The following is a 22,705-nucleotide window of genomic DNA, read 5'->3' as shown; positions in this document are numbered from 1 at the left end:
TCTGTGGATAACTACGTTGGTGAGTGCTTCGGCGGAACGCCAAGAATTCTAGTGGTGCCCAGGGCCGGAATCGAACCGGCACGCCTTGCGGCGGGGGATTTTGAGTCCCCTGCGTCTACCAATTTCACCACCTGGGCGGGTGTGCGTTCACCGGATGGTGTCGCAGCGTGGTTCGTGCGATGCCCCATGGGCCACCGGACGAAGGCGAGATTATGACCGAAATTCGCCGCGGCCACAAGCCCGCCCACGGCCTTCAGTGGACCTGTTGCTGGCCCTCCAGCACGCGCAGCAGCGACGACGTGTCGTCATGCCCCCAGCCGTTCTCCATCAGCGCCGTCAACTGTCCCTTCACCAGCGACAGCGCCGGCAGCGACAGGCCGGCCTCGGCGACCGCGTCGAGGATCATCGAGAAGTCCTTGTCGTGCAGCCGCGCTTCGATGCCTGCGGAGAAGTCGCGATGCGCCATCTTCGGACCCATCATGTCGAGCATGCGGCTGCCCGCGAGTCCCTGCGAGATCGCCTCGATGACCTTGTCCTGGTCCACGCCGCTGCGCGCCGCGAACAGCATTGCCTCCGCAATGCCCTGGATGTTGATTACCTGCACGATCTGGTTGCACGCCTTCGCCACCTGACCAGCGCCGACCTCGCCGACGTGCGTGATGGTCGTGCCCAGCACCGAGAGCAGCGGCTTGACCTTCTCGAAGTCCTCGCGCGAGGCGCCGACCATGATCGACAGCGACGCCTGCGCCGCGCGCGTGGGGCCGCCAGACACCGGCGCGTCCACGAATCGAATGCCCCGGCGCGCCAGGCGCTCTGCTATGCGCCGCGTCGCCTCCGCCGAGATCGTGCTGTGATCCATGCAGATGGCGCCGGGCCGGGCGCCCTGCGCCACCCCGTTCTCGCCGAGGAGCACCGCCTCGACGTCCTGGGTCGTGGTGACGTTGGTAATGACGAAATCGGCCTGCGCCGCCGCGAGGGCCGGCGTCTCGAAAAACGTCGCGCCCTTTTCGACGAACGGCGCGGCCGACTCGGGGCGGCGGGCGTACAGATGCAGCCGATGGCCCGCCGCCATCAGATGACGAACCATCTGGCCGCCCATGGCGCCCAGCCCGACGAATGCAATGGTGGATGTCGTCATGCCGCTATCAATCCGAGACGTACACGAACTTCCCGTTCTTGATCTGACCCATCACGCCCGCGCGCTGGTCCAACCCTACGTGATCCTGCGGGCTCAGGTTCATGATGCCGTTGGGAATCGCGAGATTGCGTGTCGATTCGAGCGCGTCGCGCAGCGCCGAGCGAAACGCCGGCGTGCCGGGGGCGGCCGTCTTCGCCGCGCGCGGCACGGCGTCGTTGAGCAGGTCCCACACGCCATAGGCGTCCGCCGCGAACTGGGTCACGGTGTCCGCGCCATATTTCGCCTCGTACTTTTTGGTAAAGGCCAGCGCGGCCGTGCGCGCCGGATGGCCCGCCGGCAGCGTCTTGGCAACGACGCCCGGCTGGGTCGGGAACAGCGTGCCCTCGACGTCCTTGCCGCCCACGCGAACGAAGTCATACGTGGCGATACCGTGCGTCTGGTAGATCTTGCCGCCGTAGCCTCGCTCCTGCAGCGTGCGCTGCGGCAACGCGGCAGGAGTGCCCGAGCCCGCGACGAGGATCGCATCGGGCTTGGCCGCCATCAGCTTGAGCACCTGGCCAGTGACGCTCGTGTCCGTCCGGTTGAAACGCTCCTGCGCCACGATCTTGAGCTTGCGCAACTCGGCGAACTTCGAGAATTCCTTCCACCAGCTCTCGCCGTAGGCGTCGGCAAAGCCGATGAAGCCCACGGTCTTGACGCCGTGATTGGCCATGTAACGGGTCATCACGTCGGCCATGGCCGAATCGTTGGCGGCCATCTTGAACGCCCAGCGCCGCTTGGCGTCCTGCGGCTCCACGGCGACGGCCGAGCCGATCAGCGTGATCATGGGCGTTTCGGCCTCGGAGATCGGATCGAGCATGGCCAGCGCGCTCGGCGTGATGTTCGGCCCGACGATCACGTCGACCTTGTTCTCGCTGATGAGCTTGCGCGCGTTCTTCACGGCCGTGCCCGGATCGGAGCCGTCGTCCAGGAACACGTAATGCGCTTTCTGGCCGCCGATCTGATCCGGCCAGAGCTGCATGGCGTTCTTGCTGGCAATGCCGATGGCGGCCGCGGGGCCGGTCGACGACAGGTCGATGCCGACGGTGATGTCGGCACGGGCCGCCGTCGTCACGCCGGCGAGGGTCATGGCAAGCACCACGCCCGAGAGGCGGATGCCGCGAAGAGCTGAGCGCATGGGGTCTCCTTGTAGACGAATCGCATAAGCATACCGCACCGCTTGCGTTCCTCCAGCCAGGAAAAATAGTTGGTCCGCGGATGTCGGTCGCCCGGTGCGGGCGACCTCCGGCATCCGGTCGCCCACATCAGCGCGGCATGGAACTCAATATTCGGAAAATTGTTTTTGACGAAACCTTGCTGTCTGATTTAGTGTTTTGTTGTGAATTTTTGTTTTTTTATTGTGAGTGGGTAATTAAATCGTAATTTAAATTACGATGATTTTTTCTGTTGCATGAATTCCCATGTCTGAACCGGGCAGTCGGGCAGTCGGGCAGTCGGGCAGTCGGGCAATAGGCGCGCCGCTTCTGCACGCGGTGAACGGCGGGGCGTGTCGTGGCGCGCGCATATGCGCCGTGGCGAGGGGCGTGCGGCAGCGACGAAATGCGCCATGTGGCGCCCTCTAGTGCATGCGTAATGCCGAGCAACGCCGTGCAATGCGACGTAATGGTCTGCGCCAGCCACAGATGGCCGGTGTTCGAGGGCCAGGCGACTTGATGAGGATTCGGTGATCGTTGTTTTATCGAAATTGATTGTGTTTATTGTTTTTCGATGAGGTGATTTGATTTATTCGAGGGTGATTATTTAAATCGTCATGAAGTACTCGCTTCCGGAGGGCGAATAACTCATGCGGAATCTGTTGCGGATTTGCCTGCGCCGCGCAGCCGTGGGCTGGAGCCTGATACTGCTCGCGCCGATCGGCTTATGGCCCGCCTGTGCGGCGTATGCCGAGACGATGGCCACCGTCGCGCCGCCGTCGGCGGAGCCGACTCCGACTGTCCCGGCCGCTGCCGCCGATGCGTCATCGAAGTCCCGCAAGGTGTCCTGGCACTCGCCGGAGGATGGCAAATTCGACGCGAGCGACTTTTTGCTGAACCATCGCGGCGCGCTGCCGGTGCCCATGATCATCACCGAGCCCGCCGTTGGCTACGGGGGCGGTGTCGCATTGATGTTCTTCTCCGAGTCGATGGCCGACGCCGCGCAAAACGCCAGGGAGACCGGTGTGATGTCGCCGCCGAACATTACCGCCGTCGGCGGGATGTACACGGAAAACGGCACGTGGGGCGCAGGCCTCATGCACTTTCACACCTGGGGCGGTGACTCGATTCGCTATCTGGGCGGCCTTGCCAAGGTCAACATGAAGACAGACTACTATGGGCTGCTCAATTCACCGCGCTCGTACCAGCTCAATGGCTGGCTGCTGGTCCAGCAGGTGCTGTTCCGGCTGGGGCACTCGCATTGGTTCGTGGGGCCGCGCTATACCTATTTCGACTCGAACACGCATTTCACCGGCCAGGTGGCCCAGGAAGTCGGGGTGCCGGATGCCCAACGGCGCATCGGCAAGGTCGGCGTCGTGATCGATTACGACACGCGCGACAACATGTTCTTCCCGAACCGCGGCAGCTATATGGAGCTGGAGATTCAGGCGGCGCGTCCATGGGCCGGCAGTTCGCAGTCGTTCGAGACGTATAACGGACGAGGCTACACGTGGTTGCCGCTCGGTCGCGCCTGGGTGCTCGGCCTGCGAGTCGACGGACGCTTCTCTGCCGGCGACACTCCTTTCTACGCGCAGCCTTACGTGAAACTGCGCGGCGTCCAGCAAGGCCGGTATCAGGACCGCAACGCGGCCATGCTCGAAGCCGAACTGCGATGGAACGTCGTACCGCGTTGGTATGTGCTCGGCTTCACGGGGGCGGGGCGAGCGTGGGGCAAGTGGAAGACGTTCTCCGACGCCGACAACGTGATCAGCGTGGGGGCCGGCTTCCGCTATCTGATTGCGTCCAAGCTCGGGCTTGCCGTTGGCATCGACGTGGCGCACAGCAAAGGCGAGAACGCGTTCTATATCCAGGTCGGCAGCGCCTGGCATTGAGGCGCGTGACTGTCATCCACCGGACGAGACGATAGGACGAATGCATGCGAATGGGGCCAAATGCGCGTTTCCGCAAGGGTGTGGCGCTCGCGGCGGTGTGCCTGTGTGGCGCGGCGACCGATGCCGCCGCCTGGAGCGCGGGGGCGACGGGGGCGACGATGGTCTCGCCCACCGCGTCGGAGAGCGCCGACGGCGATGTCGCGGCGCGGCGCGGGTGGTATCGCGGCGTCATCGGCCCGACGGCAACCCCGGACACAGGCGCGGCGCCGACCCCAGCCGCCCCGGGCGACGACGCGACGGCGAACGCCTCCGCATCGGCGGGCGGCACGGCGACCACCGCTGCGCCGGCGCCCAGGCATTGGGACCGGGCGCTGCCGTTTTTCGCGCAACGCGTCATCGACCGGGGATACGATCTGCCCAATCCCTATGACATCGGCTATTCCTATTTCAACGGCACGCAGCGCTACCAGCTCAGTCACCTGATGGTCGGTGCGAACGGCAACCCACTGCGCTCGGCGGACTTCGTGCAGTTCGATCAGTCGCGCATTCGGAGCGAGTCGAACCAGTTTCAGCTCGGCGCGTGGCTGTTCCCGTTCATGAACGTGTACGCGATCGTGGGCAATGTGCGCGGTGGCGGCGACATCAACATCAGTTTCTCCTCGCTCACGGCGCTCGAGCAGTTCTTCGGCCTGAACGTCGGTTGTGCCGGCAGACGGCCACGGCCCGACTGCGCCAACCCGATCAAGCTTCCCACGCAGCGCGCCAACTATAGCGGGCACACATATGGCGCCGGGTTCACGCTCGTGGGTACGTATGGCGACGTGTTCTTCTCGTTGCCGGTGACGTATACGGTGTCGGACATCTCGATGTCCGAGTCGTTGATTCAGTCATGGAACATCTCGCCGCGCGTGGGCTGGAATCTCCGCCTGGGCGCCTACGGGATCCTGACGCCGTATGTCGGCGCGACGTGGTTCCGCACCCGGGCCACGATCACCGGCCACTTCGATATCCCGATCGAGGCGGCGCCCGGGCAGACGCAGCGGCTGGACTACCGGATCGACGAGTCCGTGACGGGCAGTTGGAGCGGTGTGGCCGGAGTGAGCTGGGCGGCGAGCAAACGTTTCGGGCTGCTTGCGGAGTTCGGTTACGGCTATCACCGCAACGACGTCATCCTCACGGCGTTTCTGAGGTTCTGATGCGCGCGCCGCGGATTGCCATGGCGGGGCGGGATATGCGGCTCGGCGGCACGGCAGCCGTGCTGCTCGCCGTCAGCGCATGCGCCTGGGCGCCGCCGGCGTGGGCCCTCGACGCCGGCGCCCAGACGTCCGTTGCCGCACCCGCGGCCGGCTCGGCGACGACCGTGCCGGCCGACACATCGGCGACGGAGGCTTCGCCTGCCACGCGGCAAGGCTGGATCGATCGCCTGCTCGCGAAGCTCGGCGCGGCCGACAAGGTCGACGTGAGCCACGGGATGGACTGGGGCGTCATGCCGGGCCCGTTCTACAACCCCGAGATGGGGTTCGGCATTGGCGCGGCCGCCGTTGGCCTGTACAAGACGCGAGATGCCTTGCCTACCACGCAGCTCTCGACCATGACGATCCACGGCTTCGGCACCACGACCGGCGCGTTCGGTATCGGCGTGGACAACACGACGTTTTTCACCGACGACCGGTTTCGCTTCGTCTTCGCGGGTGCGCTGGTCAATATGCCGACGCAGTACTGGGGAATCGGCTACACGCGTGCAAGCAACGACGACAATCGCGAGAAGTACACCAAGCGCAGCGCCTTCGTGCGGCCGACCTTCCTCTGGCGACTCTGGCCCAGCGCCTACGGCGGCTTCGGCGTCGACGCGCACTTCGATTCGGCGGTGAACCGGGACAAGGGTGACGCCAGCGCGTTCGTTACGGACCCCATCGGTCCGTATGTGCGCAGCATCGGCGTGAGCGCCAACTTTTCCTACGACACCCGCGACTTCATTCCGAACCCGTACCGCGGCCAGGCGTTGGTCCTCACCGGCACTTTCTACCGGCGCGCCTTCGGCAGCAGCACGGCGTTCGAGTCGCTGGAATGGTCCTACGATCACTACACGCGGTTTCGCGAGCGCGATGTGCTGGCGGTGGACGTCTACGGGAAGTTCAGTTGGGGCGACGTGCCGTGGAGCATGATGCCGACGTTTGGCGATGGCAAGCACATGCGCGGCTATTTTCTCGGCCAGTACCGGGACAGGAACATGCTCACGGCGCAGGTGGAATACCGACTGCATCTCACGGGACGCCACGGGATGGTCGTGTGGCTGGGGGCGGGGGCGATCGCCGATCGCCCCGGTAACCTGGCCTCGGCGCACTGGTTGCCCAACGGCGGCGTGGGCTATCGCTTCGAATTCAAGCCACGAGTAAACGTGCGATTCGATGTCGGTTTCGGTCGCCAGACGCGCGGCGTCTACTTCCAGATCAACGAGGCGTTCTAGCGCGCTGATCCATCACGCCGAAAGCGGGGAGGGTGCCGCCCGGTTCGTTGTCGCCGGCACAGCGGCCGCGGGTGGACCGCCTCCGCCTCGCACTCAAAGCTCGTAGTTCTCGTGCTCGCCGCGCAGCGCCTGCTCGACGAGCTTGCGGGTGAGGATCGGCGAGAGCAGCTCCACCATGGTGAAGACGTAGCCGCGCAGGTATGCGCCCTGCTTGAGCGCGACGCGCGTTACGTTCGTGCCGAAAAGGTGCCCGACCTGGATGGCGCGCAGATTGCGGTCACGCTCCGGATCGAACGCCACCCCCGCGAGAATCCCCACGCCCAGACCCAGTTCCACGTAGGTCTTGATGACGTCGGCATCGATCGCCTCGAGCACGATATCCGGCGGTACGTGGCGCAGGGCGAACGCCTGATCGATCTTGGCGCGTCCGGCGAACTGCGGGTCGTAGGTGATCAGCGGATACTTGGCGAGATCTTCGATGCCGACCGACGATAGTTGCAGCAGCGGATGGTCCGGCGGCACCACGGCCACATGCTGCCACTGATAGCACGGCAGCGAGACCAGATCCTTGTAACCGGCGATGGCTTCGGTGGCGATGGCCAGGTCCGCCTGGTCATGCAGCACCATTTCTGCGATCTGCGTGGGGCTACCCTGGAGAATCGACAGCCGCACCTTGGGGAAGCGCTTCTTGAATTCGGCCACCGCGTGCGGCAGCGAGTAGCGCGCCTGCGTGTGCGTGGTCGCGATGGTGAGGCTGCCCTGGTCCTGGGCGGCATAGTCCTTGCCGATGCGCTTGAGGCTTTCCACCTCTAGAAGGATGCGCTCGATCGATTCGAAGATGATGCGCCCGGGCTCCGTCAGGTTACGGATGCGCTTGCCATGCCGGGCAAAGATGTCCACCCCGAGTTCTTCCTCGAGTTCGATGATTGCCTTGGAGACCCCCGGCTGAGAGGTAAAGAGCGCCTTGGCGGCCTCCGTCAGATTGAAATTCTGGCGGACGGCCTCGCGCACGAAACGGAACTGGTGCAGGTTCATTTGTATAACTTTAGAAAATATACAAACAATTTTTAATTCGTTTGAAGTATATAGCCTTTTCATTACAGTGGGTGCCACTGTTTCGATAACGTTATTCCCGCCAGGCATTAAGCATTCGACAGGCATTCGACACATTCGGCAGGCACCTGGCCTGCACCCAACCCGCACCCAACAGGAACGTCATTCATGTCGCTGTGGCTCGAACCCATTTCCGGATTTGGCGTCGGCCTGCTGGTCGGGCTGACCGGTGTGGGCGGCGGCTCGCTGATGACGCCCCTGCTCACGTTGCTGCTCGGCTATGCCGCGCCGGTCGCGGTCGGCACCGATCTGGCGTTCGCGGCCATCACGAAGAGCTTCGGCACCGTGGCGCACCGCGCGCACGGCCACGTGAAGTGGCACATCGTGCGCCGCCTGATCCTCGGCGCGCTGCCCGCGGCGCTCGTCACGATCCTTGGCCTCAAGCGCCTGGGCGAGATCGACGACGGGGCCTTGCACGTCATCAAACTGACGATCGCCGCATCGGTGTTGCTCACGGTGCTCTCGCTGCTTTTTCGCGCGAAGCTGCTCGCCACGCTGCGCGCCCACCCGAACTGGCAATTGACGGGATCCGCGCAGGCGGGCGCGACGGTGCTCGTCGGCGCCGTGCTCGGCGTGCTGGTCACGATTTCCTCGATCGGCGCAGGCGCCGTTGGCGCGACGCTGATCCTGATGCTGTACCCGCAACTGGAGCCGGCCGAAGTCGCCGGCACCGATATCGCCTACGCGGTGCCGCTCACGGCCATTGCCGCGTTGGGCCATATCTGGCTCGAGACGGTGCATTGGGCACTGCTCGGCAGTCTGCTGATCGGCTCGCTGCCCGGCATCTGGCTGGGCGCGAAGCTCGCCCGTCACTTGCCCGAGCGCATCGTGCGCGGGGCGCTGGCGGCGACGCTCACGCTCGCCGCGGTGAAGCTGGTCGGCTGACACCCCACGGAACACAAGGAGTTCGCGAGATGCGAAACGAAACCCGTCCCGAGGCCGCGATTCAGGCCGACAAGACCACGGTGCCGCCAAGCGCTGCCGATGCCGAGCATCAGGACATGGCGCTGCTCGACGAAATGGAGGCCGTGCTGGCCGAGCGCCTCACGCGCATCGCGCGCTCGCATCGCAACGTGAAGTTCGCGAGCAGCCTGGCTGCCGAGGACATGCTCATCACGCACGTGATTCTGCGCGAGCGGCTGCCGATCGCCATCTTCACGCTGAACACCGGGCGGCTGCATGCCGAGACGCTGGGCATGATCGATCGCATCAAGTCTCGCTACGGTTATGACGTCGTGCAGTACGCGCCGCAGGCCGAAGCCGTCGACGCATACGTCGCCGAGCATGGCGCGAACGCGTTTTACGAAAGCGTGGACCTGCGCAAGGCGTGCTGCCAGATCCGCAAGGTCGAGCCGCTCGGCCGCGCCCTTGCCGACGCCGATGCATGGCTCACCGGCCAGCGCCGGGAGCAGTCGGTCACGCGCGGCGAACTGGCCTTCGCCGAGCACGACGACGCGCGCGGCATCGCCAAGTACAACCCGCTGTTCGACTGGACCGAAGCGCAGGTGTGGGCGTATCTGACGGCGCGCGACGTGCCCGTCAATCCGCTGCACGCGCGAGGCTACCCGAGTATCGGCTGCGAGCCGTGTACGCGTGCCATCCGCCCGGGCGAAGACAGCCGCGCCGGACGCTGGTGGTGGGAGTCGCGCGACAGCAAGGAGTGTGGGCTGCACGCGAGCAATCTGAGCAAGATCCCGGTCTCGGTGCAATCGGGCTGAGCGCCTGCGGGCGCGACGCCGGCGAGCGAGGCGAGCGAGGGGAAAGAGGGCCGCCACGGCAGAACGAATGAGGATGCGAGGCCGCGCATGGCGGACATCGCGGCAAACCGAATCTACGGAATCACGGAATCATAAAGGAAGGAACACTATGGGTGCGATGCACGAAGTCGCGCAGGCCAACGGCGCGCGCATGGACCATCTGGACTGGCTCGAAGCCGAATCGATGTACATCCTGCGCGAAGTCGTGGCCGAGTGCCGCAAGCCGGCGCTGCTATTCTCGGGCGGCAAGGATTCGGTCGTGGTGCTGCATCTGGCGCTCAAGGCATTCGGCCTGGGCCCGAATCGCAAGACCGTCCTGCCGTTCCCGCTCGTTCATATCGACACCGGGCACAACTATCCGGAAGTGATCGAATTCCGCGACCGTCACGCCAAGGCGCTCGGCGCTGAACTGGTCGTCGGCCATGTGGAAGATTCGATCCGCCGCGGCACGGTGCGTCTGCGTCGTGAGAACGATTCGCGCAACGCCGCGCAGGCCGTGACGCTGCTCGAGACGATCGCCGAACACGGTTTCGACGCGATGATCGGCGGCGCGCGCCGCGACGAGGAAAAGGCGCGCGCGAAGGAGCGCATCTTCTCGTTTCGCGACGAATTCGGCCAGTGGGACCCGAAGGCGCAGCGCCCCGAACTGTGGCATCTGTTCAACGCGCGTCTGCACAGCGGCGAACACCTGCGCGTGTTCCCGATCTCGAACTGGACCGAACTGGACGTGTGGCAGTACATTGCCCGCGAGAAGCTCGATCTGCCCTCGATTTATTACGCGCATGAGCGTGAGATCGTGCGCCGCAACGGCCTGCTGGTGCCGGTCACGCCGCTCACGCCGAAGCAGGACGGCGAGTCGAGCGAGTACGCTTCGGTGCGTTTTCGCACGGTCGGCGACATCAGTTGCACGTGCCCGGTGGCGAGCGTCGCGGCCAGCCCGGTGGAGATCATCGCCGAGACGGCCGTGACCGACATTACCGAGCGCGGCGCCACGCGCATGGACGATCAGGCGTCCGAGGCGGCGATGGAGCAGCGCAAGAAGCAGGGGTATTTCTGAAGCTGCGACGCGTCGCCATCAGCCCCAACGTTCAGAGACACCGGCCCGACGGGCGCGCCGCAACACCGCGCCGGGGGCCTTGCAATCGAGTTGAATAGACCATGAGCCTCACCCCGCATCAGGAAGACCTCGGCGTGCTGCGTTTCATCACGGCGGGCAGCGTCGACGACGGCAAGAGCACGCTGATCGGCCGTCTGCTTTACGACAGCAAGTCGGTGCTCACCGACCAGCTCTCCGCGCTCGCCCGCGCCAAGCACAAGCGCACCGCCGGCGAGGACATCGACTTCGCCTTGCTCACCGACGGCCTCGAAGCCGAGCGCGAGCAGGGCATCACGATCGACGTCGCCTATCGCTATTTCACGACGGCGCGCCGCAAGTTCATCATTGCCGACACGCCGGGCCACGAACAGTACACGCGCAACATGGTCACGGGCGCCTCGACGGCGCACGCGGCGATCATTCTCGTCGACGCCACGCGCGTGAGCGAAGTGAACGGCCGCACCGAATTGCTCGCTCAAACCAAGCGCCATAGCGCGATCGTCAAGCTGCTGGGCCTGCAGCACGTGATCGTCGCCATCAACAAGATGGACCTGGTCGATTACAGCGAGACGACGTTCAACGCCATTCGCGCTGCCTACCTGGAGCTCGCCCATCGCCTGGGTCTGGAAGGCGTGCGCTTCGTGCCGGTCTCGGCGCTCAAGGGCGACAACATCGTGTACGCGAGCGAGCGCATGCCCTGGTATCAGGACGAGCCGCTGCTCGACGTGCTCGAATCGCTGCCCGTCGCGCAGTCCGGCGGCGAGCTGCGTTTCCCGGTGCAACTGGTCGCGCGCCAGGACGGCTCGCATGCCGACGATTTTCGCGGCTACATGGGCCGTGTCGAATCCGGTACGGTGCGCGTGGGGCAGGCGCTGCGCGTGCTGCCGGCCGGGCGCACCGCGACCGTGGCCGAGATCGTCGGGCCGCGCGGTTTGCTCGACGAGGCGTTCGCCGGGCAGTGCGTGACGATTCGACTGGCCGAAGACGTCGACGTCTCGCGCGGCGACACGTTCGTGGCGGCCGAGTCGACGCTGGCGCCGTCGCGCAAGGTGGCCGCCGACGTCTGCTGGTTCGACGAGGAGGCTCTCGCCCCGCAGCGCAAGTACCTGCTCAAGCAGGCGACCAGCACGGTGTACGTCAAGATCGGCAGCGTCGATACGGTGCTCGACGTGAGCACACTCTCGCACGGCACGGACAAGGCCACGCTCACGATGAACGACATCGGCCGCGTGCAGCTGAGCCTGCAAAAGCCGCTTGCCGCCGATACTTACGACGCGAATCCGGCCACGGGCGCGTTCGTGCTCATCGACGAAGCGACGCACCATACCGTGGCGGCGGGCATGATCCGTTCGCTCGCCGCGTAAGCCGCCGCAGGCGTTATCCGTTGGCGCGCATGCCTCGGCATTCCCGCGCATTCTCGCTACTTCGGATGCTCGGATGCACGGCCCCCGCGAAGGGGCCGGCCTCCGGCTCCACCAAAACGGTCGCATCATGACGACGACGCACTCACAATCCGCTCCGGCACCCGGCAAGGTGTACCTCGTTGGCGCCGGCCCCGGTGCGGCCGACCTGATCACGGTGCGCGGCGCGCGCCTGTTGGCCGAGGCCGACGTCGTGCTGCACGACGCGCTCGTCGAGCCCGAGATGCTGGCCCTGTGCCCACAGGCGAAGCTCGTCGCCGTGGGCAAGCGTTGCGGCAAGCACTCGAGCGCGCAGCACTTCATCAACAAGCAGCTCATCGATCACGCGCGCACGCACCGGCGGGTGGTGCGCCTGAAGGGCGGGGACCCGATGCTGTTCGGCCGAGCCGACGAGGAACTGCGCGCACTCGAAGGCGCGGGCATCGAAGTCGAGGTCGTCCCGGGCATTACGGCGGCGCTGGCCGGTGCGGCGGCGCTCGGGCGCTCGCTGACGTTGCGCGGCGTGGCACGCAGTGTGGCGTTCGCCACGCAAAGCCGTGCGCCCGAGTCGGCCGAGATCGCGGCACAGGCGTCGGCGGATTCGCTGGTCTACTACATGGGGCGCGATGCGGCACAGCGCATTGCGGGCGAGCTGATCGACGCGGGCAAGCCGGCGGGCACGCCCGTTGCGATCGTGGAAGCGGCGACGACGCCGCGCGAGCGCCGCGCACTGCTTTCGCTGCAGGCGTTGCGCGACGGCGCCGCCTCGTCCTGGTTCGATGCCGCCCAGCCCAGCGTGCTGCTCATCGGCGACGTGTTTGCGGGCGCGAACGCGCAGCGCATCTCGCGGTGCACGGCGCAGGTCGCGCGCGAGGCCGCGTGAGGTCGCGTGAGGTCGCCTGAGGTCGCGTGAGGTCGCTTGAGGCGTCCCGGCAGGGCGGTCAGGCAAGGTCGCCGGAAGAGACTGAAAGAGGCTGAAAGAGGCTGAAAGAGGCTGAAAGAGGCCAGGAAATCAGGCGCGGTCGAGTTCGCTGGCGCAGAAGGCGACGATGGCCTGCAGCACGGTATCGTCCTCCCCAACGGGGACGCTCACGCGCACCGTCAACCCCGCATGCGCCTGACGGCAGGCCTCGACGAGCACGGGCAGGTCGCGCCGCACATGCCCGCCCTGGCCCAGGAACACCGGCACCACGGTGACCGTGCGACAACCCTGCGCCGCGAGTTCGGCGACGGCGTCGCCGAGACTGGGCGTCATCAATTCCAGAAAAGCGAGACGGACGACGGCGTCCGGGCGTTGCGCACCGAGTTTCTCGCGCAGCCGCTCGAACGGCTCGGCCCAGCGCGGATCGCGCGAGCCGTGAGCGAAAAGGACGATGCCGGCCGGGCCACTCATGGGTGTGCGCTCAGTGTTTGTCGACCCAGCGCAGCGCGGCGACGGCGAGCACCAGATAGAGCAGTGAGGGCAGCGCGGCGGTGAACCACGCGGGCCAGGTATTGAGCAGCCCCAGATGCGAGAACAGATTGTTGAGCAACTGGAAGCTCATACCGAGCATGATGCCGCCGAACACCTTCAGGCCGATGGCCCCCGCGCGCGCATGCAGATACGCGAACGGCAGCGCGAGCGCCATCATCACGAACACGGCGAACGGGTACAACAGCTTTTGCCACAGCGCGAGGCTGTAACGGTCGGTGTTCTGCTGGTTTTCCTTCAAGTGACCGATGTATTGGTACAGGCTGCCGATGGCCATGTTGTCCGGCGAAACCATCAGCACGGACAGGATCTGCGGCGTGAGCTCCGAGCGCATCTGCACGGTGCCGATGTGCACCTGCTTGCTCTGCACCAGCGCGCGCAGCGGATCGGTGCTCGAGGCGGCGTCGTCCGCGGCGGTAAACACCGTCTCCGAGACATCGGTGAGCTTCCAGTAGTTGGGCGACTGGAACTGGCCCTTCTTGGCGAGGCGCACGCTGTCGAGCCGCAATGCGGCGTCGAATTCGTAGATGCGCACGTCCGCGATGGTGTTGTCCGGGTTGAGCGTGCCCACGTTGATGAAGCGGGTGACGCGCGTGCCGTTCTGATCGACCGTGTCCTTGACCCAGACGCCCGAGCGGAATCCGGCCGAGACCGAACTGCCCAGCGCCTCGAGACGAATTTTCTGGGCGAGCTGCTCGGCGTTTGGCGCTACGTATTCGCCGATCAGGAACGTGATCAGCACGATCGGAAAACCGATCTTGAGCAGCGAGCGCAGCGCCTGTCCGGTCGACAGCCCCGAGACGCGGAAGATCGTGAACTCCGAATTGCCGGCCAGTTGCGCGCAGACGTAGATGGCGGCGATCAGCGAGGCGACCGGAATGATTTCATACATGCGCTGCGGCGCGAACAGCATCACATACGCCAGCGCGTGCTGGAAGCGATAGCCCCCGCGGCCCACGTCGCCGAGCTCGCTCACCAGATCGAAGAAGACGAACAGGCCCACGAACGCGAGCAGCACGAACAGGAACGCCAGATAGATCTGGCGCGCGAAGTATTTCTCGTAGACGCGCATCAGCGAACGCCTCCCGAGGCGCGAGCCGCCGTATTCGTCGAATTGCGGCGTCGGCCGAACAGACCACGGAAGCGCACCCGGCGCACGTAGAGCAGCACGATGATGCACAGCGCCAGCGCATGCAGCAGCCACACGCCGATGGCCAGCGGCAGGCGCTCCTGCGCCACGTAGGCCTGCGAGAGACTGAGCAGGTTCGTGTAGGCGAGGTAGATGAGCACGGCCATGACGAGGTTGATCGTGCGGCCATGGCGCGGGTTCTGATAGGCGAGCGGCACGGCGAGCAGCACGAGCGAGAGCGCGAGCAGCGGCAGGCCGACGCGCCAGACGATTTCACCGCGGAAGATCGGATTCTGGATCTCGTGCAGCAGCCGCATGGTCGGCACGCCCTTGGTCGGCGTGTTGTCGACCTCGGCGGTGGCCGGGTTGTCGATCTTCACGCCGTAGCGTTCGAACTCCATCACGCGATAGTCGGGCTGGCCCGGTACGCCGTCGTAGCGGCGGCCCTTCTCCAGCACGATGTAGCGGTTGCCGTCCTTGGCCGTCTCGATGTGGCCGTCCTTGGACACGACCACGTTGACCTTGCCGTTTTCCGTGCCGGAGACGAACACGTTGTGGACCCTGGTTGCGTCGGAGGACACCGTCTCCACGAAGAACACCCGATGGCTCGACGCGCTCTCGCGGAACTGTCCCGGCGAGATCATGGAGACGTCGTCGCGCTGCGCGAAGCGGGTCTCGAGCGCGGAGATCTGCTGGTTGGCCCACGGCCAGGCGACGAGCGCGCAGAACGTGATGACGGCGAGATATGGCGCGGCGAAGCGCAGCACCGGCCTGATGAAGTCGGTAATGGACAGGCCCGAGGCGAACCACACGATCATCTCGGAGTCGCGGTACCAGCGGGTGAGGACGAACAGGATCGAGACGAACAGCGTGACGATCAGGATCACGGCGAGGTAGCCGATCACGGCAAGGCCGATGAGTACGAGCACATCGCGCGGATCGGCTTTCCCCGACGCGGCGAAGCCCAGGATGCGGATCATCATGGTCGTGAGCATGACGGTGATCAGCACCATGAAGACGGCCCCGGCGGTGTAGTTCAGCTCGCGCTGCAGGGAACGCTGAAAAATCATGTGATGGCGATTGGGGAGCTCTCGCGGTTGGGCGAGCGCAGAAAAAAAGCGGATAATTGCGGCTCGAACGAATTTTACCCGAGGAAAGCGCGATGGACTTTAGCACAAAAGCCTTCGATTCGACCAAGGCGGGCCAGGCCGGTCTTGCCAACGCAAAGACCGAGTGTCTGGTGGTCGGCGTGTTCGAGCAGCAGCCGCTCGCGGGCCTTGCCAAGGCGCTCGACGCGGCAAGCAAGGGCCTGCTCGCACGCATGGTCAAGCGCGGCGAACTCGACGGCAAGCTCGGCAGCACGCTCATGCTGCACGAGGTCGCCGGCTGGAGCCCGGCACGTGTGCTGTTCGTCGGTCTGGGCCGCGAGGACCAGCTCTCGCAGAAGGGGTTCAACGAAGCCACGCGCGCCGCGGTGCGCGCCGTGCTCGCCTCGCGCGCCGCGGACGTGCTGTGGACGCTGCCGCAAGCGAAGGTCGCCCAGCAGGATACCGCCTGGGCCGTGCGCGCTTCGGTGCTGGCCCTGCGCGAGGCCACCTATCGCTTCACGCAGATGAAGAGCAAGGTCGAGCCGGCCAACACCGCGCTGCGCAAGGTTGTCTTCGCGGTGGCGCCCGAGGCGCTCAAGGCCGCGCGCCAGGCCGCCAGGTACGGAGAAGCGATCGCCAACGGCATGGCGCTCACCAAGGATCTGGGCAACCTGCCCGGCAACGTGTGCACGCCGACCTATCTGGCCGACACCGCCCGCAAGCTCGCCCGCGAGTTCAAGCTCAAGGCCGAGATTCTCGGACCGAAGCAGATCGAAGCGCTCAAGATGGGGGCGTTCCTGTCGGTCGCCCGCGGTTCGGTTCAGCCGCCGCAGTTCATCGTGCTCAGGTACGAAGGCGGCGCGGCCAAGCAGGCGCCGATCGTGCTGGTCGGCAAGGGCGTGACGTTCGACTCGGGCGGCATCTCGCTCAAGCCGGGCGAGGGCATGGACGAGATGAAGTACGACATGTGTGGCGCCGGGTCCGTGCTCGGCACGATCCGTGCGGTCGCCGAGATGGGCCTCAAGCTCAACGTCATTGCCATCGTGCCCGCCACGGAGAACATGCCGAGCGGTCAGGCGACCAAGCCGGGCGACGTGGTGACGAGCATGTCGGGGCAGACCATCGAAGTGCTCAATACCGACGCTGAAGGCCGCCTGATCCTGTGCGATGCGCTCACCTACGCCGAGCGCTTCAAGCCGGCCGCCGTGATCGATGTCGCCACGCTGACCGGTGCCTGCATCATCGCGCTGGGCCATGTGAACTCGGGCTTGTTCTCCAGGAGCGACGCGCTTGCCGACGAGCTGCTCGCCGCCGGCCGCACGACGGGCGACACCGCCTGGCGCCTGCCGGTCGAGGACGAGTATCAGGAACAGCTCAAGTCGAACTTCGCCGACGTGGCGAACATCGGCGGGCGCCCGGCCGGCAGCGTGACCGCGGCCTGCTTCCTGGCGCGCTTTACCGAGAAGTACGAGTGGGCGCACCTGGATATCGCCGGCACCGCGTGGAAGAGCGGTGCGGCCAAGGGTGCGACGGGCCGGCCGGTGCCGTTGCTCACGCAGTTCCTCATCGATCGCGAAGCCCGGTGACACGCGTCGATTTCCACACTCACGTCGCGGACCGGCTCCAGTATGCGTGCCGGTTCGCGCGCAAGGTCTACGGCACCGGGCAGACGCTCGTCGTCGTGGGCGAGCCCGATATTCTGCGGGCGTTCGACCAGACGTTGTGGACGTTCTCGCCGCTGGAATTCGTGCCGCACTGCTTCGCCCGCGATCCGCTCGCGCCCCGCACGCCGGTGGTGCTGGCCGCGCCCGACGAAGAGGCGCAGCACCACCAGGTCCTGCTCAATCTGGCGGCGAGCGTGCCCACGCACTTCGCGCGCTTCGAGCGCGTGGTCGAGATCATCGGCGACGCCCCCGAGGAACTGTCCGGCGCGCGTGAGCGCTACCGGTTCTACCGCGATCGCGGCTACACCCTGAACAATTACGACCAGAGAGGCTGATCGTGACCCACGAGCCCGAGCGCGCCGACCCCGGTATTCCCACGCTGACCGAAGTGCTCGCGCCGGGCGCCGCCGCGCCCGCACCGGCTGCCACGCGGGCGGCCGAACGGGCGGCCGAGCGCGGCGTGCCGGCCGACGTCGCGGTCTTTGCCGAGCGCGTGAGCACACGGCTCACGCGGCAACTGGCCGACGAGATCACCACGATGGTCGAGCGCCGCTGCCACGATGCGCTGATCGACCAGACGTCCTGGCTCGTGCAACTGATCGGCAAGCAGGTCGCCGACGCCCTGCAAGCGCAATTGCCGGACAGGATCCGGCAGGCGGTCATCGACGAAGTCGCGAAGCAGTCTCGCTCGCAGGGATAGCACGAAGCCGGGAAGCGGGCGGACGCGCGGCGCGGCCGTGCGCCCGGTCGATGATGACGGCGTGGGCAGCAAGTGGGGGCTCGGAAAGGCGACGGTGGGCGCTCTCGGGAGTGCGCAGGCCGGCATGCACCGGCGCGAGCCGCCTCAAGCCCCCTCAAGCCCCCTCAAGCCCCCTCAAGCCCCCTCAAGCCGCGGGTTCAGCGTGCCAGCCCGAGAATCCAGCGTGCCAGCCGGTTCGCCTCCTCCGGGGCGACCTGCGGGCCGGCGGGCATCGGAATGCTTCCCCACTTGCCACGACTGCCCTCCGCAATGGAGTGCGCGATGACCTCGGCGGCCTTCGGCTGTCCGGCATACCGCCGGGCGATGTCACGATACGACGGCGCCAGCAGCGTGCGATCCGTGGCATGACACGTCATGCAGTTCCGGTCTCGGGCGAGCTTCTCGACGGCGCGAGCGTCGGTGGCGGCGTCGGCGGTGGCGGGGCCCGTCTGCGCGGTTGCAGCGCCTGCCGCGAAGAGGAGCCCCGCAACGATCATCGCAGTCGCAGACTGGCCGGCAAATGGCTTCATTCGAGCGTCGTATCCGGGAAGTGGAGGGTGGTTTCGGCAGCAATATAGCACTTGCGCACCGCTGCACGGACCTCCTGCCGGGCGGATTTGCGCCATCGGCGCAAGCCCTGCGACGCGAAATCGCACGCGCGCGAAAAAAACGACACGTCCGCGGGCAGGCCGGACGTGTCGTCGGTGCAGCGCGAAGTCGTGCGATCGGGTCAGCCGGTCACGGCGCCCTTGTTGGCCGGCTGGGCCAGTGCCGCGTACTTGGCGAGCACGCCTCGGGTATAGCGGGGTGCGGGCGCTTTCCACGCCGCGCGGCGCCGCGCGAGCTCGTCGTCGGGCACGTTGAGCTGCAGCAGCAGCTTGTGCGCGTCGATGGTGATCGAGTCGCCTTCCTGCACGAGCGCGATGGTGCCGCCCACGAACGCCTCGGGCGCCACGTGCCCGACCACCATGCCCCACGTGCCGCCGGAGAACCGGCCGTCGGTGATGAAGCCCACCGATTCGCCCAGACCCTTGCCGATGATGGCCGACGTCGGCGCGAGCATCTCCGGCATGCCCGGGCCGCCCTTCGGGCCGAGGTAGCGCAGCACGAGCACGTCGCCTGCCTTGATCCTGTCGGCGAGAATCGCCTCCATCGCACTTTGTTCGTCGTCGAACACACGCGCCGGACCCGTGATGACCGGGTTCTTCAGCCCCGTGATCTTGGCCACCGCGCCGTCTTGCGCAAGATTGCCCTTGAGGATGGCGAGATGGCCTTCCTTGTACAGCGCACGCTCGATCGGGAAGATCACTTGCTGGTCAGGGCTCGGCACGGACGGCACGTGCTCGAGTTCCTCGGCGATCGTGCGGCCGGTGATGGTCATGCAGTCGCCGTGAAGCAGGCCGGCATCGAGCAGAATCCTGAGCACTTGCGGAATGCCGCCGGCCCTGTGCAGGTCCGTCGCGACATACTTGCCCGACGGCTTCAGATCGCAGATGACCGGCACGCGCGCGCGAATGCGTTCAAAGTCCTCGATGCTCCATTCCACCTGCGCCGCATGCGCGATCGCGAGATAGTGCAGCACGGCGTTGGTCGAGCCCCCGGTGGCCATGATGAGCGCCACGGCGTTTTCGATGGACTTGCGCGTGATGATGTCGCGCGGCTTGAGGTCCTTTTTCACGGCTTCGACCAGCACGCGCGCCGATTCGGCCGCGGAGTCCACTTTTTCCTGATCGGGGTTGGCCATCGTCGACGAGTAGAGCAGCGACATGCCCAACGCCTCGAACGACGAGCTCATCGTGTTGGCCGTGTACATGCCGCCGCACGAGCCGGTCGACGGACATGCGTTCTTCTCGATGCCCTTGAAGTCGGCCTCGGTCATGCGCCCGGCGGTGAATTCGCCGACGGCCTCGAACGAGGAGACGATCGTCAGATCCTTGCCCTTCCAGTTGCCCGGCTTGATGGTGCCGCCATAGACGTAGATGCCCGGCACGTTCATGCGCGCGAGCGCAATCATGCCGCCCGGCATGTTCTTGTCGCAGCCGCCGATGACGACCACGCCGTCCATCCATTGGCCCTGCACCGCGGTCTCGATGCAGTCGGCGATCACTTCGCGCGAGACGAGCGAGTACTTCATGCCCTCCGTGCCCATCGACATGCCGTCGGAGATGGTGGGGGTGCCGAAGATCTGGGGATTGGCCTGATGGGCCTTGATCGCTTCGACAGCGGCGTCGGCAAGACGCTGCAGCCCCGCGTTGCACGGGGTGATGGTGGAATGGCCGTTGGCCACGCCGATCATCGGGTTGTCGAAGTCTTCTTCCTTGTAGCCCAGCGCGTAGTACATCGAGCGGTTGGGCGAACGCGCCACGCCCTGCGTGACATTGCGCGAACGACGGTTGAATGCCATGACGTCTCTCTCCTGTGGGGATGCGCTACGCCGCGGCCTGTCGCGGCGTTGCGCATAGGCGTTGTTGTATCACGCTGGGATGCCGGGCGCACGACCCGGGCTGCGACGTGCCGCCCGCGGTGCGTGTCGAGCGCGGTCCCGCGATCGGGGACGGCGGGGGCGGCGGCAAGCATCTGGCGTGCCGCCGCGCCGGGTCAGGCGCCGGCGCGCTCAACCGCGCTTGGCGAGCTTCAATTGCGACAGGTCGCGCACGGCGCCGCGGTCGGCCGACGTCGCGAGCGCCGCATAGGCCTGCAGCGCCTGCGACACCACGCGTTCGCGCGCCACCGGCTGCCAGGCCTTGTCGCCGCGCGCTTGCATCGCCGCGCGACGACGCGCGAGTTCCTCGTCCGACACGGCCAGGTGCATCTTGCGCCGGGTGATGTCGATCTCGATCACGTCGCCGTCTTCGACCAGGCCGATCGTGCCGCCTTCGGCCGCTTCCGGCGAGGCGTGGCCGATCACCAGGCCCGACGAGCCGCCCGAGAAGCGGCCATCGGTGAACAGGGCGCAGGTCTTGCCCAGGCCCTTGGACTTCAGATACGAGGTCGGGTAGAGCATTTCCTGCATGCCCGGGCCGCCCTTCGGGCCTTCGTAGCGGATCACCACTACGTCGCCCGGCTGCACCTTGTCGCCCAGGATGCCCTCGACGGCGTCGTCCTGGCTTTCGAACACGCGGGCGCGGCCCGTGAAGACCCACTGCGATTCGTCCACACCGGCCGTTTTCACGATGCAGCCCTTCTCGGCGAGGTTGCCATACAGCACGGCCAGGCCGCCGTCCTTCGTGTAGGCGTTTTCCTTGCTGCGAATGCAGCCCGTCTCGCGGTTGAGGTCAAGCGACGGGTAGGTCGACGACTGGCTGAACGCGATGGTGGTGGGCACGCCGCCCGGCGCGGCGCTGTAGAACGTCTGCGCCTTGTCGCCGGCGCCGCCGGCCACGTCCCACTGCGCGATGGCGGCGCCCAGCGTGCCGCTGTGCACGTTGCCGCACGAGGTGTCGAGCAGGCCGGCGCGCGAGAGCTCGCCGAGAATGCCGATGATGCCGCCGGCGCGGTGCACGTCCTCGATGTGGTACTTGTCGGTCGCGGGCGCGGCCTTGCACAGGCACGGCACCTTGCGCGAGATGCGGTCGATGTCGGCCATCGTGAAGTCGACGCCGGCTTCCTGCGCGGCGGCGAGCAGGTGCAGCACGGTGTTGGTCGAGCCGCCCATGGCGACGTCGAGCGTCATGGCGTTCTCGAACGCGGCCTTGGTGGCGATGCTGCGCGGCAGGACCGAGGCGTCGTCTTCCTGATAGTAACGGCGGCACAGATCGACCACGAGACGGCCGGCCTGCTCGAACAGGCCCCGTCGCCAGGCGTGCGTGGCCACGATCGTGCCGTTGCCCGGCAGCGCGAGACCGATGGCTTCGGTCAGGCAGTTCATCGAGTTGGCGGTAAACATGCCGGAGCACGAGCCGCACGTGGGGCACGCGCTGCGCTCGACTTCGGCCACGTCGGCGTCGCTCACGTTCGGGTCGGCGGCCTTGATCATGGCGTCGATCAGGTCGATCTTGGCGATCACCTGGCCGTCGCCTGACTTCACCTTGCCGGCTTCCATCGGGCCGCCCGAGACGAAGACGACCGGGATGTTCAGGCGCATGGCGGCCATGAGCATGCCCGGGGTGATCTTGTCGCAATTCGAGATGCACACCATCGCGTCGGCACAGTGCGCGTTGACCATGTACTCGACCGAGTCGGCGATCAGCTCGCGCGAGGGCAGCGAGTAGAGCATGCCGCCATGCCCCATGGCGATGCCGTCGTCCACGGCGATGGTGTTGAATTCCTTGGCCACGCCCCCGGCCGCCTCGATCTCCTTGGCCACGATGGCGCCGAGATCGCGCAGGTGTACGTGACCCGGCACGAACTGCGTGAAGGAGTTCACCACGGCAATGATCGGCTTGCCGAAGTCGCCGTCTTTCATGCCGGTGGCGCGCCACAGCGCGCGGGCGCCGGCCATGTTGCGGCCGTGGGTGGAGGTGCGGGAACGGTATTGAGGCATGGTCGTCTCTGGAACGCTGTACTTATGGGGAAGGGCCGTCGGGCCGTCCGGCTTTTCTTGTCGGCGTCCGCGCGC

The 22,705-nt window shown here is 66.3% G+C and carries 20 protein-coding genes and 1 tRNA gene; 11 read left to right on the top strand and 10 right to left on the bottom strand.

Annotated features, from left to right (window positions below; translation table 11 throughout):
• Window positions 1-52: 52 nt before the first annotated feature.
• From CDN36_RS19675 to CDN36_RS19665, 3 genes are all read right to left on the bottom strand, one after another.
• Window positions 53-137: transfer RNA gene (locus CDN36_RS19675), tRNA-Leu, on the bottom strand.
• 116 nt (window positions 138-253) lie between these two features.
• Entirely contained in the window at window positions 254-1,138 is an 885-nt protein-coding gene (locus CDN36_RS19670) for an NAD(P)-dependent oxidoreductase (protein WP_287497676.1), read from the bottom strand.
• A gap of 7 nt (window positions 1,139-1,145) precedes the next feature.
• A complete protein-coding gene (locus tag CDN36_RS19665) occupies window positions 1,146-2,267 on the bottom strand; it encodes an ABC transporter substrate-binding protein (protein ID WP_370750440.1) in 1,122 nt (373 codons plus the stop codon).
• 822 nt (window positions 2,268-3,089) lie between these two features.
• On the opposite strand from CDN36_RS19665, the gene CDN36_RS19660 reads away from it, so the two are divergent.
• From CDN36_RS19660 to CDN36_RS19650, 3 genes are read left to right on the top strand one after another with little or no spacing between them, the layout of a single operon-like run.
• The gene (locus CDN36_RS19660; RefSeq protein WP_150556567.1) at window positions 3,090-4,223 is read left to right on the top strand and encodes a BamA/TamA family outer membrane protein; all 1,134 of its coding nucleotides are present in this window, start codon (window positions 3,090-3,092) and stop codon (window positions 4,221-4,223) included.
• Window positions 4,224-4,267: 44 nt separating this feature from the next.
• Window positions 4,268-5,419 carry a hypothetical protein gene (locus CDN36_RS19655; protein WP_287497674.1) on the top strand — a complete coding sequence of 384 codons (1,152 nt, stop codon included), beginning with the start codon at window positions 4,268-4,270 and terminating at the stop codon, window positions 5,417-5,419.
• A gap of 20 nt (window positions 5,420-5,439) precedes the next feature.
• Complete coding sequence (locus CDN36_RS19650) at window positions 5,440-6,690, top strand: BamA/TamA family outer membrane protein (RefSeq protein WP_287497673.1); 1,251 nt, start codon at window positions 5,440-5,442, stop codon at window positions 6,688-6,690.
• A 93-nt stretch (window positions 6,691-6,783) separates the two neighbouring features.
• Here the strand turns inward: CDN36_RS19650 and CDN36_RS19645 are convergent, their stop codons facing one another.
• A complete protein-coding gene (locus CDN36_RS19645) occupies window positions 6,784-7,725 on the bottom strand; it encodes a CysB family HTH-type transcriptional regulator (RefSeq protein ID WP_150556569.1) in 942 nt (313 codons plus the stop codon).
• 186 nt (window positions 7,726-7,911) lie between these two features.
• On the opposite strand from CDN36_RS19645, the gene CDN36_RS19640 reads away from it, so the two are divergent.
• The 5 genes from CDN36_RS19640 (at window position 7,912) to cobA (ending at window position 12,939) form a co-directional block, all read left to right on the top strand.
• Entirely contained in the window at window positions 7,912-8,688 is a 777-nt protein-coding gene (locus CDN36_RS19640; protein WP_150556570.1) for a sulfite exporter TauE/SafE family protein, read from the top strand.
• Between the two features lie 134 nt (window positions 8,689-8,822).
• Complete coding sequence (locus tag CDN36_RS19635; RefSeq protein WP_241014021.1) at window positions 8,823-9,521, top strand: phosphoadenylyl-sulfate reductase; 699 nt, start codon at window positions 8,823-8,825, stop codon at window positions 9,519-9,521.
• 148 nt (window positions 9,522-9,669) lie between these two features.
• Window positions 9,670-10,617 (top strand): sulfate adenylyltransferase subunit CysD, encoded by a 948-nt coding sequence (cysD, locus tag CDN36_RS19630; protein WP_150556571.1) that lies wholly within the window; start codon window positions 9,670-9,672, stop codon window positions 10,615-10,617.
• 101 nt (window positions 10,618-10,718) lie between these two features.
• Window positions 10,719-12,020 (top strand): sulfate adenylyltransferase subunit 1, encoded by a 1,302-nt coding sequence (locus CDN36_RS19625; RefSeq protein WP_150556572.1) that lies wholly within the window; start codon window positions 10,719-10,721, stop codon window positions 12,018-12,020.
• Window positions 12,021-12,147: 127 nt separating this feature from the next.
• On the top strand, window positions 12,148-12,939 hold the full coding sequence (gene cobA / locus CDN36_RS19620; RefSeq protein ID WP_150556573.1) for a uroporphyrinogen-III C-methyltransferase: 792 nt from the start codon (window positions 12,148-12,150) through the stop codon (window positions 12,937-12,939).
• Between the two features lie 129 nt (window positions 12,940-13,068).
• On the opposite strand, the gene CDN36_RS19615 is transcribed toward cobA, so the two are convergent.
• From CDN36_RS19615 to lptF, 3 genes are read right to left on the bottom strand one after another with little or no spacing between them, the layout of a single operon-like run.
• Complete coding sequence (locus CDN36_RS19615; protein WP_150556574.1) at window positions 13,069-13,449, bottom strand: sirohydrochlorin chelatase; 381 nt, start codon at window positions 13,447-13,449, stop codon at window positions 13,069-13,071.
• A 10-nt stretch (window positions 13,450-13,459) separates the two neighbouring features.
• A complete protein-coding gene (gene lptG, locus CDN36_RS19610; protein ID WP_150556575.1) occupies window positions 13,460-14,599 on the bottom strand; it encodes an LPS export ABC transporter permease LptG in 1,140 nt (379 codons plus the stop codon).
• Complete coding sequence (lptF, locus tag CDN36_RS19605) at window positions 14,599-15,726, bottom strand: LPS export ABC transporter permease LptF (RefSeq protein WP_287497672.1); 1,128 nt, start codon at window positions 15,724-15,726, stop codon at window positions 14,599-14,601. Before lptF ends, lptG begins: the two co-directional genes overlap by 1 nt.
• Window positions 15,727-15,818: 92 nt before the next feature.
• On the opposite strand from lptF, the gene CDN36_RS19600 reads away from it, so the two are divergent.
• Genes CDN36_RS19600 through CDN36_RS19590 form a run of 3 tightly spaced genes read left to right on the top strand, consistent with a single transcriptional unit; the run spans window position 15,819 to window position 18,108 of the window.
• A complete protein-coding gene (locus tag CDN36_RS19600) occupies window positions 15,819-17,330 on the top strand; it encodes a leucyl aminopeptidase (RefSeq protein ID WP_150556577.1) in 1,512 nt (503 codons plus the stop codon).
• Window positions 17,327-17,743 (top strand): DNA polymerase III subunit chi, encoded by a 417-nt coding sequence (locus tag CDN36_RS19595; RefSeq protein ID WP_150556578.1) that lies wholly within the window; start codon window positions 17,327-17,329, stop codon window positions 17,741-17,743. Before CDN36_RS19600 ends, CDN36_RS19595 begins: the two co-directional genes overlap by 4 nt.
• Before the next feature lie 2 nt (window positions 17,744-17,745).
• Window positions 17,746-18,108: a DUF2486 family protein gene (locus CDN36_RS19590; protein ID WP_287497671.1), complete on the top strand. Its 363-nt coding sequence runs from the start codon at window positions 17,746-17,748 to the stop codon at window positions 18,106-18,108.
• Between the two features lie 197 nt (window positions 18,109-18,305).
• On the opposite strand, the gene CDN36_RS19585 is transcribed toward CDN36_RS19590, so the two are convergent.
• From CDN36_RS19585 to ilvD (CDN36_RS19575), 3 genes are all read right to left on the bottom strand, one after another.
• Window positions 18,306-18,677 carry a c-type cytochrome gene (locus tag CDN36_RS19585; protein WP_174966440.1) on the bottom strand — a complete coding sequence of 124 codons (372 nt, stop codon included), beginning with the start codon at window positions 18,675-18,677 and terminating at the stop codon, window positions 18,306-18,308.
• Window positions 18,678-18,877: 200 nt separating this feature from the next.
• A complete protein-coding gene (gene ilvD, locus CDN36_RS19580; protein ID WP_150556580.1) occupies window positions 18,878-20,551 on the bottom strand; it encodes a dihydroxy-acid dehydratase in 1,674 nt (557 codons plus the stop codon).
• A gap of 210 nt (window positions 20,552-20,761) precedes the next feature.
• Window positions 20,762-22,630, bottom strand: a complete 1,869-nt coding sequence (gene ilvD / locus CDN36_RS19575; RefSeq protein WP_150556581.1) for a dihydroxy-acid dehydratase — start codon at window positions 22,628-22,630, stop codon at window positions 20,762-20,764.
• Window positions 22,631-22,705 lie beyond the last annotated feature (75 nt).

It is taken from the genome of Pandoraea sp. CB10b_02, assembly GCF_002216225.1.
In the GTDB taxonomy this organism is placed as follows: domain Bacteria; phylum Pseudomonadota; class Gammaproteobacteria; order Burkholderiales; family Burkholderiaceae; genus Pandoraea; species Pandoraea nosoerga.
Note: the sequence above shows the minus strand (reverse complement) of the source record. Positions and strands in the feature narration are given on the sequence as shown.

Coding starts and splice junctions, on each gene's coding strand:
- CDN36_RS19625 (WP_150556572.1), top strand. CDS start 10,719: ATGAGCCTCACCCCGCATCAGGAAGACCTCGGCGTGCTGCGTTTCATC.
- CDN36_RS19640 (WP_150556570.1), top strand. CDS start 7,912: ATGTCGCTGTGGCTCGAACCCATTTCCGGATTTGGCGTCGGCCTGCTG.
- CDN36_RS19655 (WP_287497674.1), top strand. CDS start 4,268: ATGCGAATGGGGCCAAATGCGCGTTTCCGCAAGGGTGTGGCGCTCGCG.
- CDN36_RS19635 (WP_241014021.1), top strand. CDS start 8,823: ATGGAGGCCGTGCTGGCCGAGCGCCTCACGCGCATCGCGCGCTCGCAT.
- ilvD (WP_150556580.1), bottom strand. CDS start 20,551: ATGGCATTCAACCGTCGTTCGCGCAATGTCACGCAGGGCGTGGCGCGT.
- lptF (WP_287497672.1), bottom strand. CDS start 15,726: ATGATTTTTCAGCGTTCCCTGCAGCGCGAGCTGAACTACACCGCCGGG.
- CDN36_RS19660 (WP_150556567.1), top strand. CDS start 3,090: ATGGCCACCGTCGCGCCGCCGTCGGCGGAGCCGACTCCGACTGTCCCG.
- CDN36_RS19600 (WP_150556577.1), top strand. CDS start 15,819: ATGGACTTTAGCACAAAAGCCTTCGATTCGACCAAGGCGGGCCAGGCC.
- CDN36_RS19665 (WP_370750440.1), bottom strand. CDS start 2,267: ATGACCCTCGCCGGCGTGACGACGGCGGCCCGTGCCGACATCACCGTC.
- cobA (WP_150556573.1), top strand. CDS start 12,148: ATGACGACGACGCACTCACAATCCGCTCCGGCACCCGGCAAGGTGTAC.
- lptG (WP_150556575.1), bottom strand. CDS start 14,599: ATGCGCGTCTACGAGAAATACTTCGCGCGCCAGATCTATCTGGCGTTC.
- CDN36_RS19650 (WP_287497673.1), top strand. CDS start 5,440: ATGGCGGGGCGGGATATGCGGCTCGGCGGCACGGCAGCCGTGCTGCTC.
- CDN36_RS19585 (WP_174966440.1), bottom strand. CDS start 18,677: ATGAAGCCATTTGCCGGCCAGTCTGCGACTGCGATGATCGTTGCGGGG.
- ilvD (WP_150556581.1), bottom strand. CDS start 22,630: ATGCCTCAATACCGTTCCCGCACCTCCACCCACGGCCGCAACATGGCC.
- CDN36_RS19615 (WP_150556574.1), bottom strand. CDS start 13,449: ATGAGTGGCCCGGCCGGCATCGTCCTTTTCGCTCACGGCTCGCGCGAT.
- cysD (WP_150556571.1), top strand. CDS start 9,670: ATGGGTGCGATGCACGAAGTCGCGCAGGCCAACGGCGCGCGCATGGAC.
- CDN36_RS19645 (WP_150556569.1), bottom strand. CDS start 7,725: ATGAACCTGCACCAGTTCCGTTTCGTGCGCGAGGCCGTCCGCCAGAAT.
- CDN36_RS19670 (WP_287497676.1), bottom strand. CDS start 1,138: ATGACGACATCCACCATTGCATTCGTCGGGCTGGGCGCCATGGGCGGC.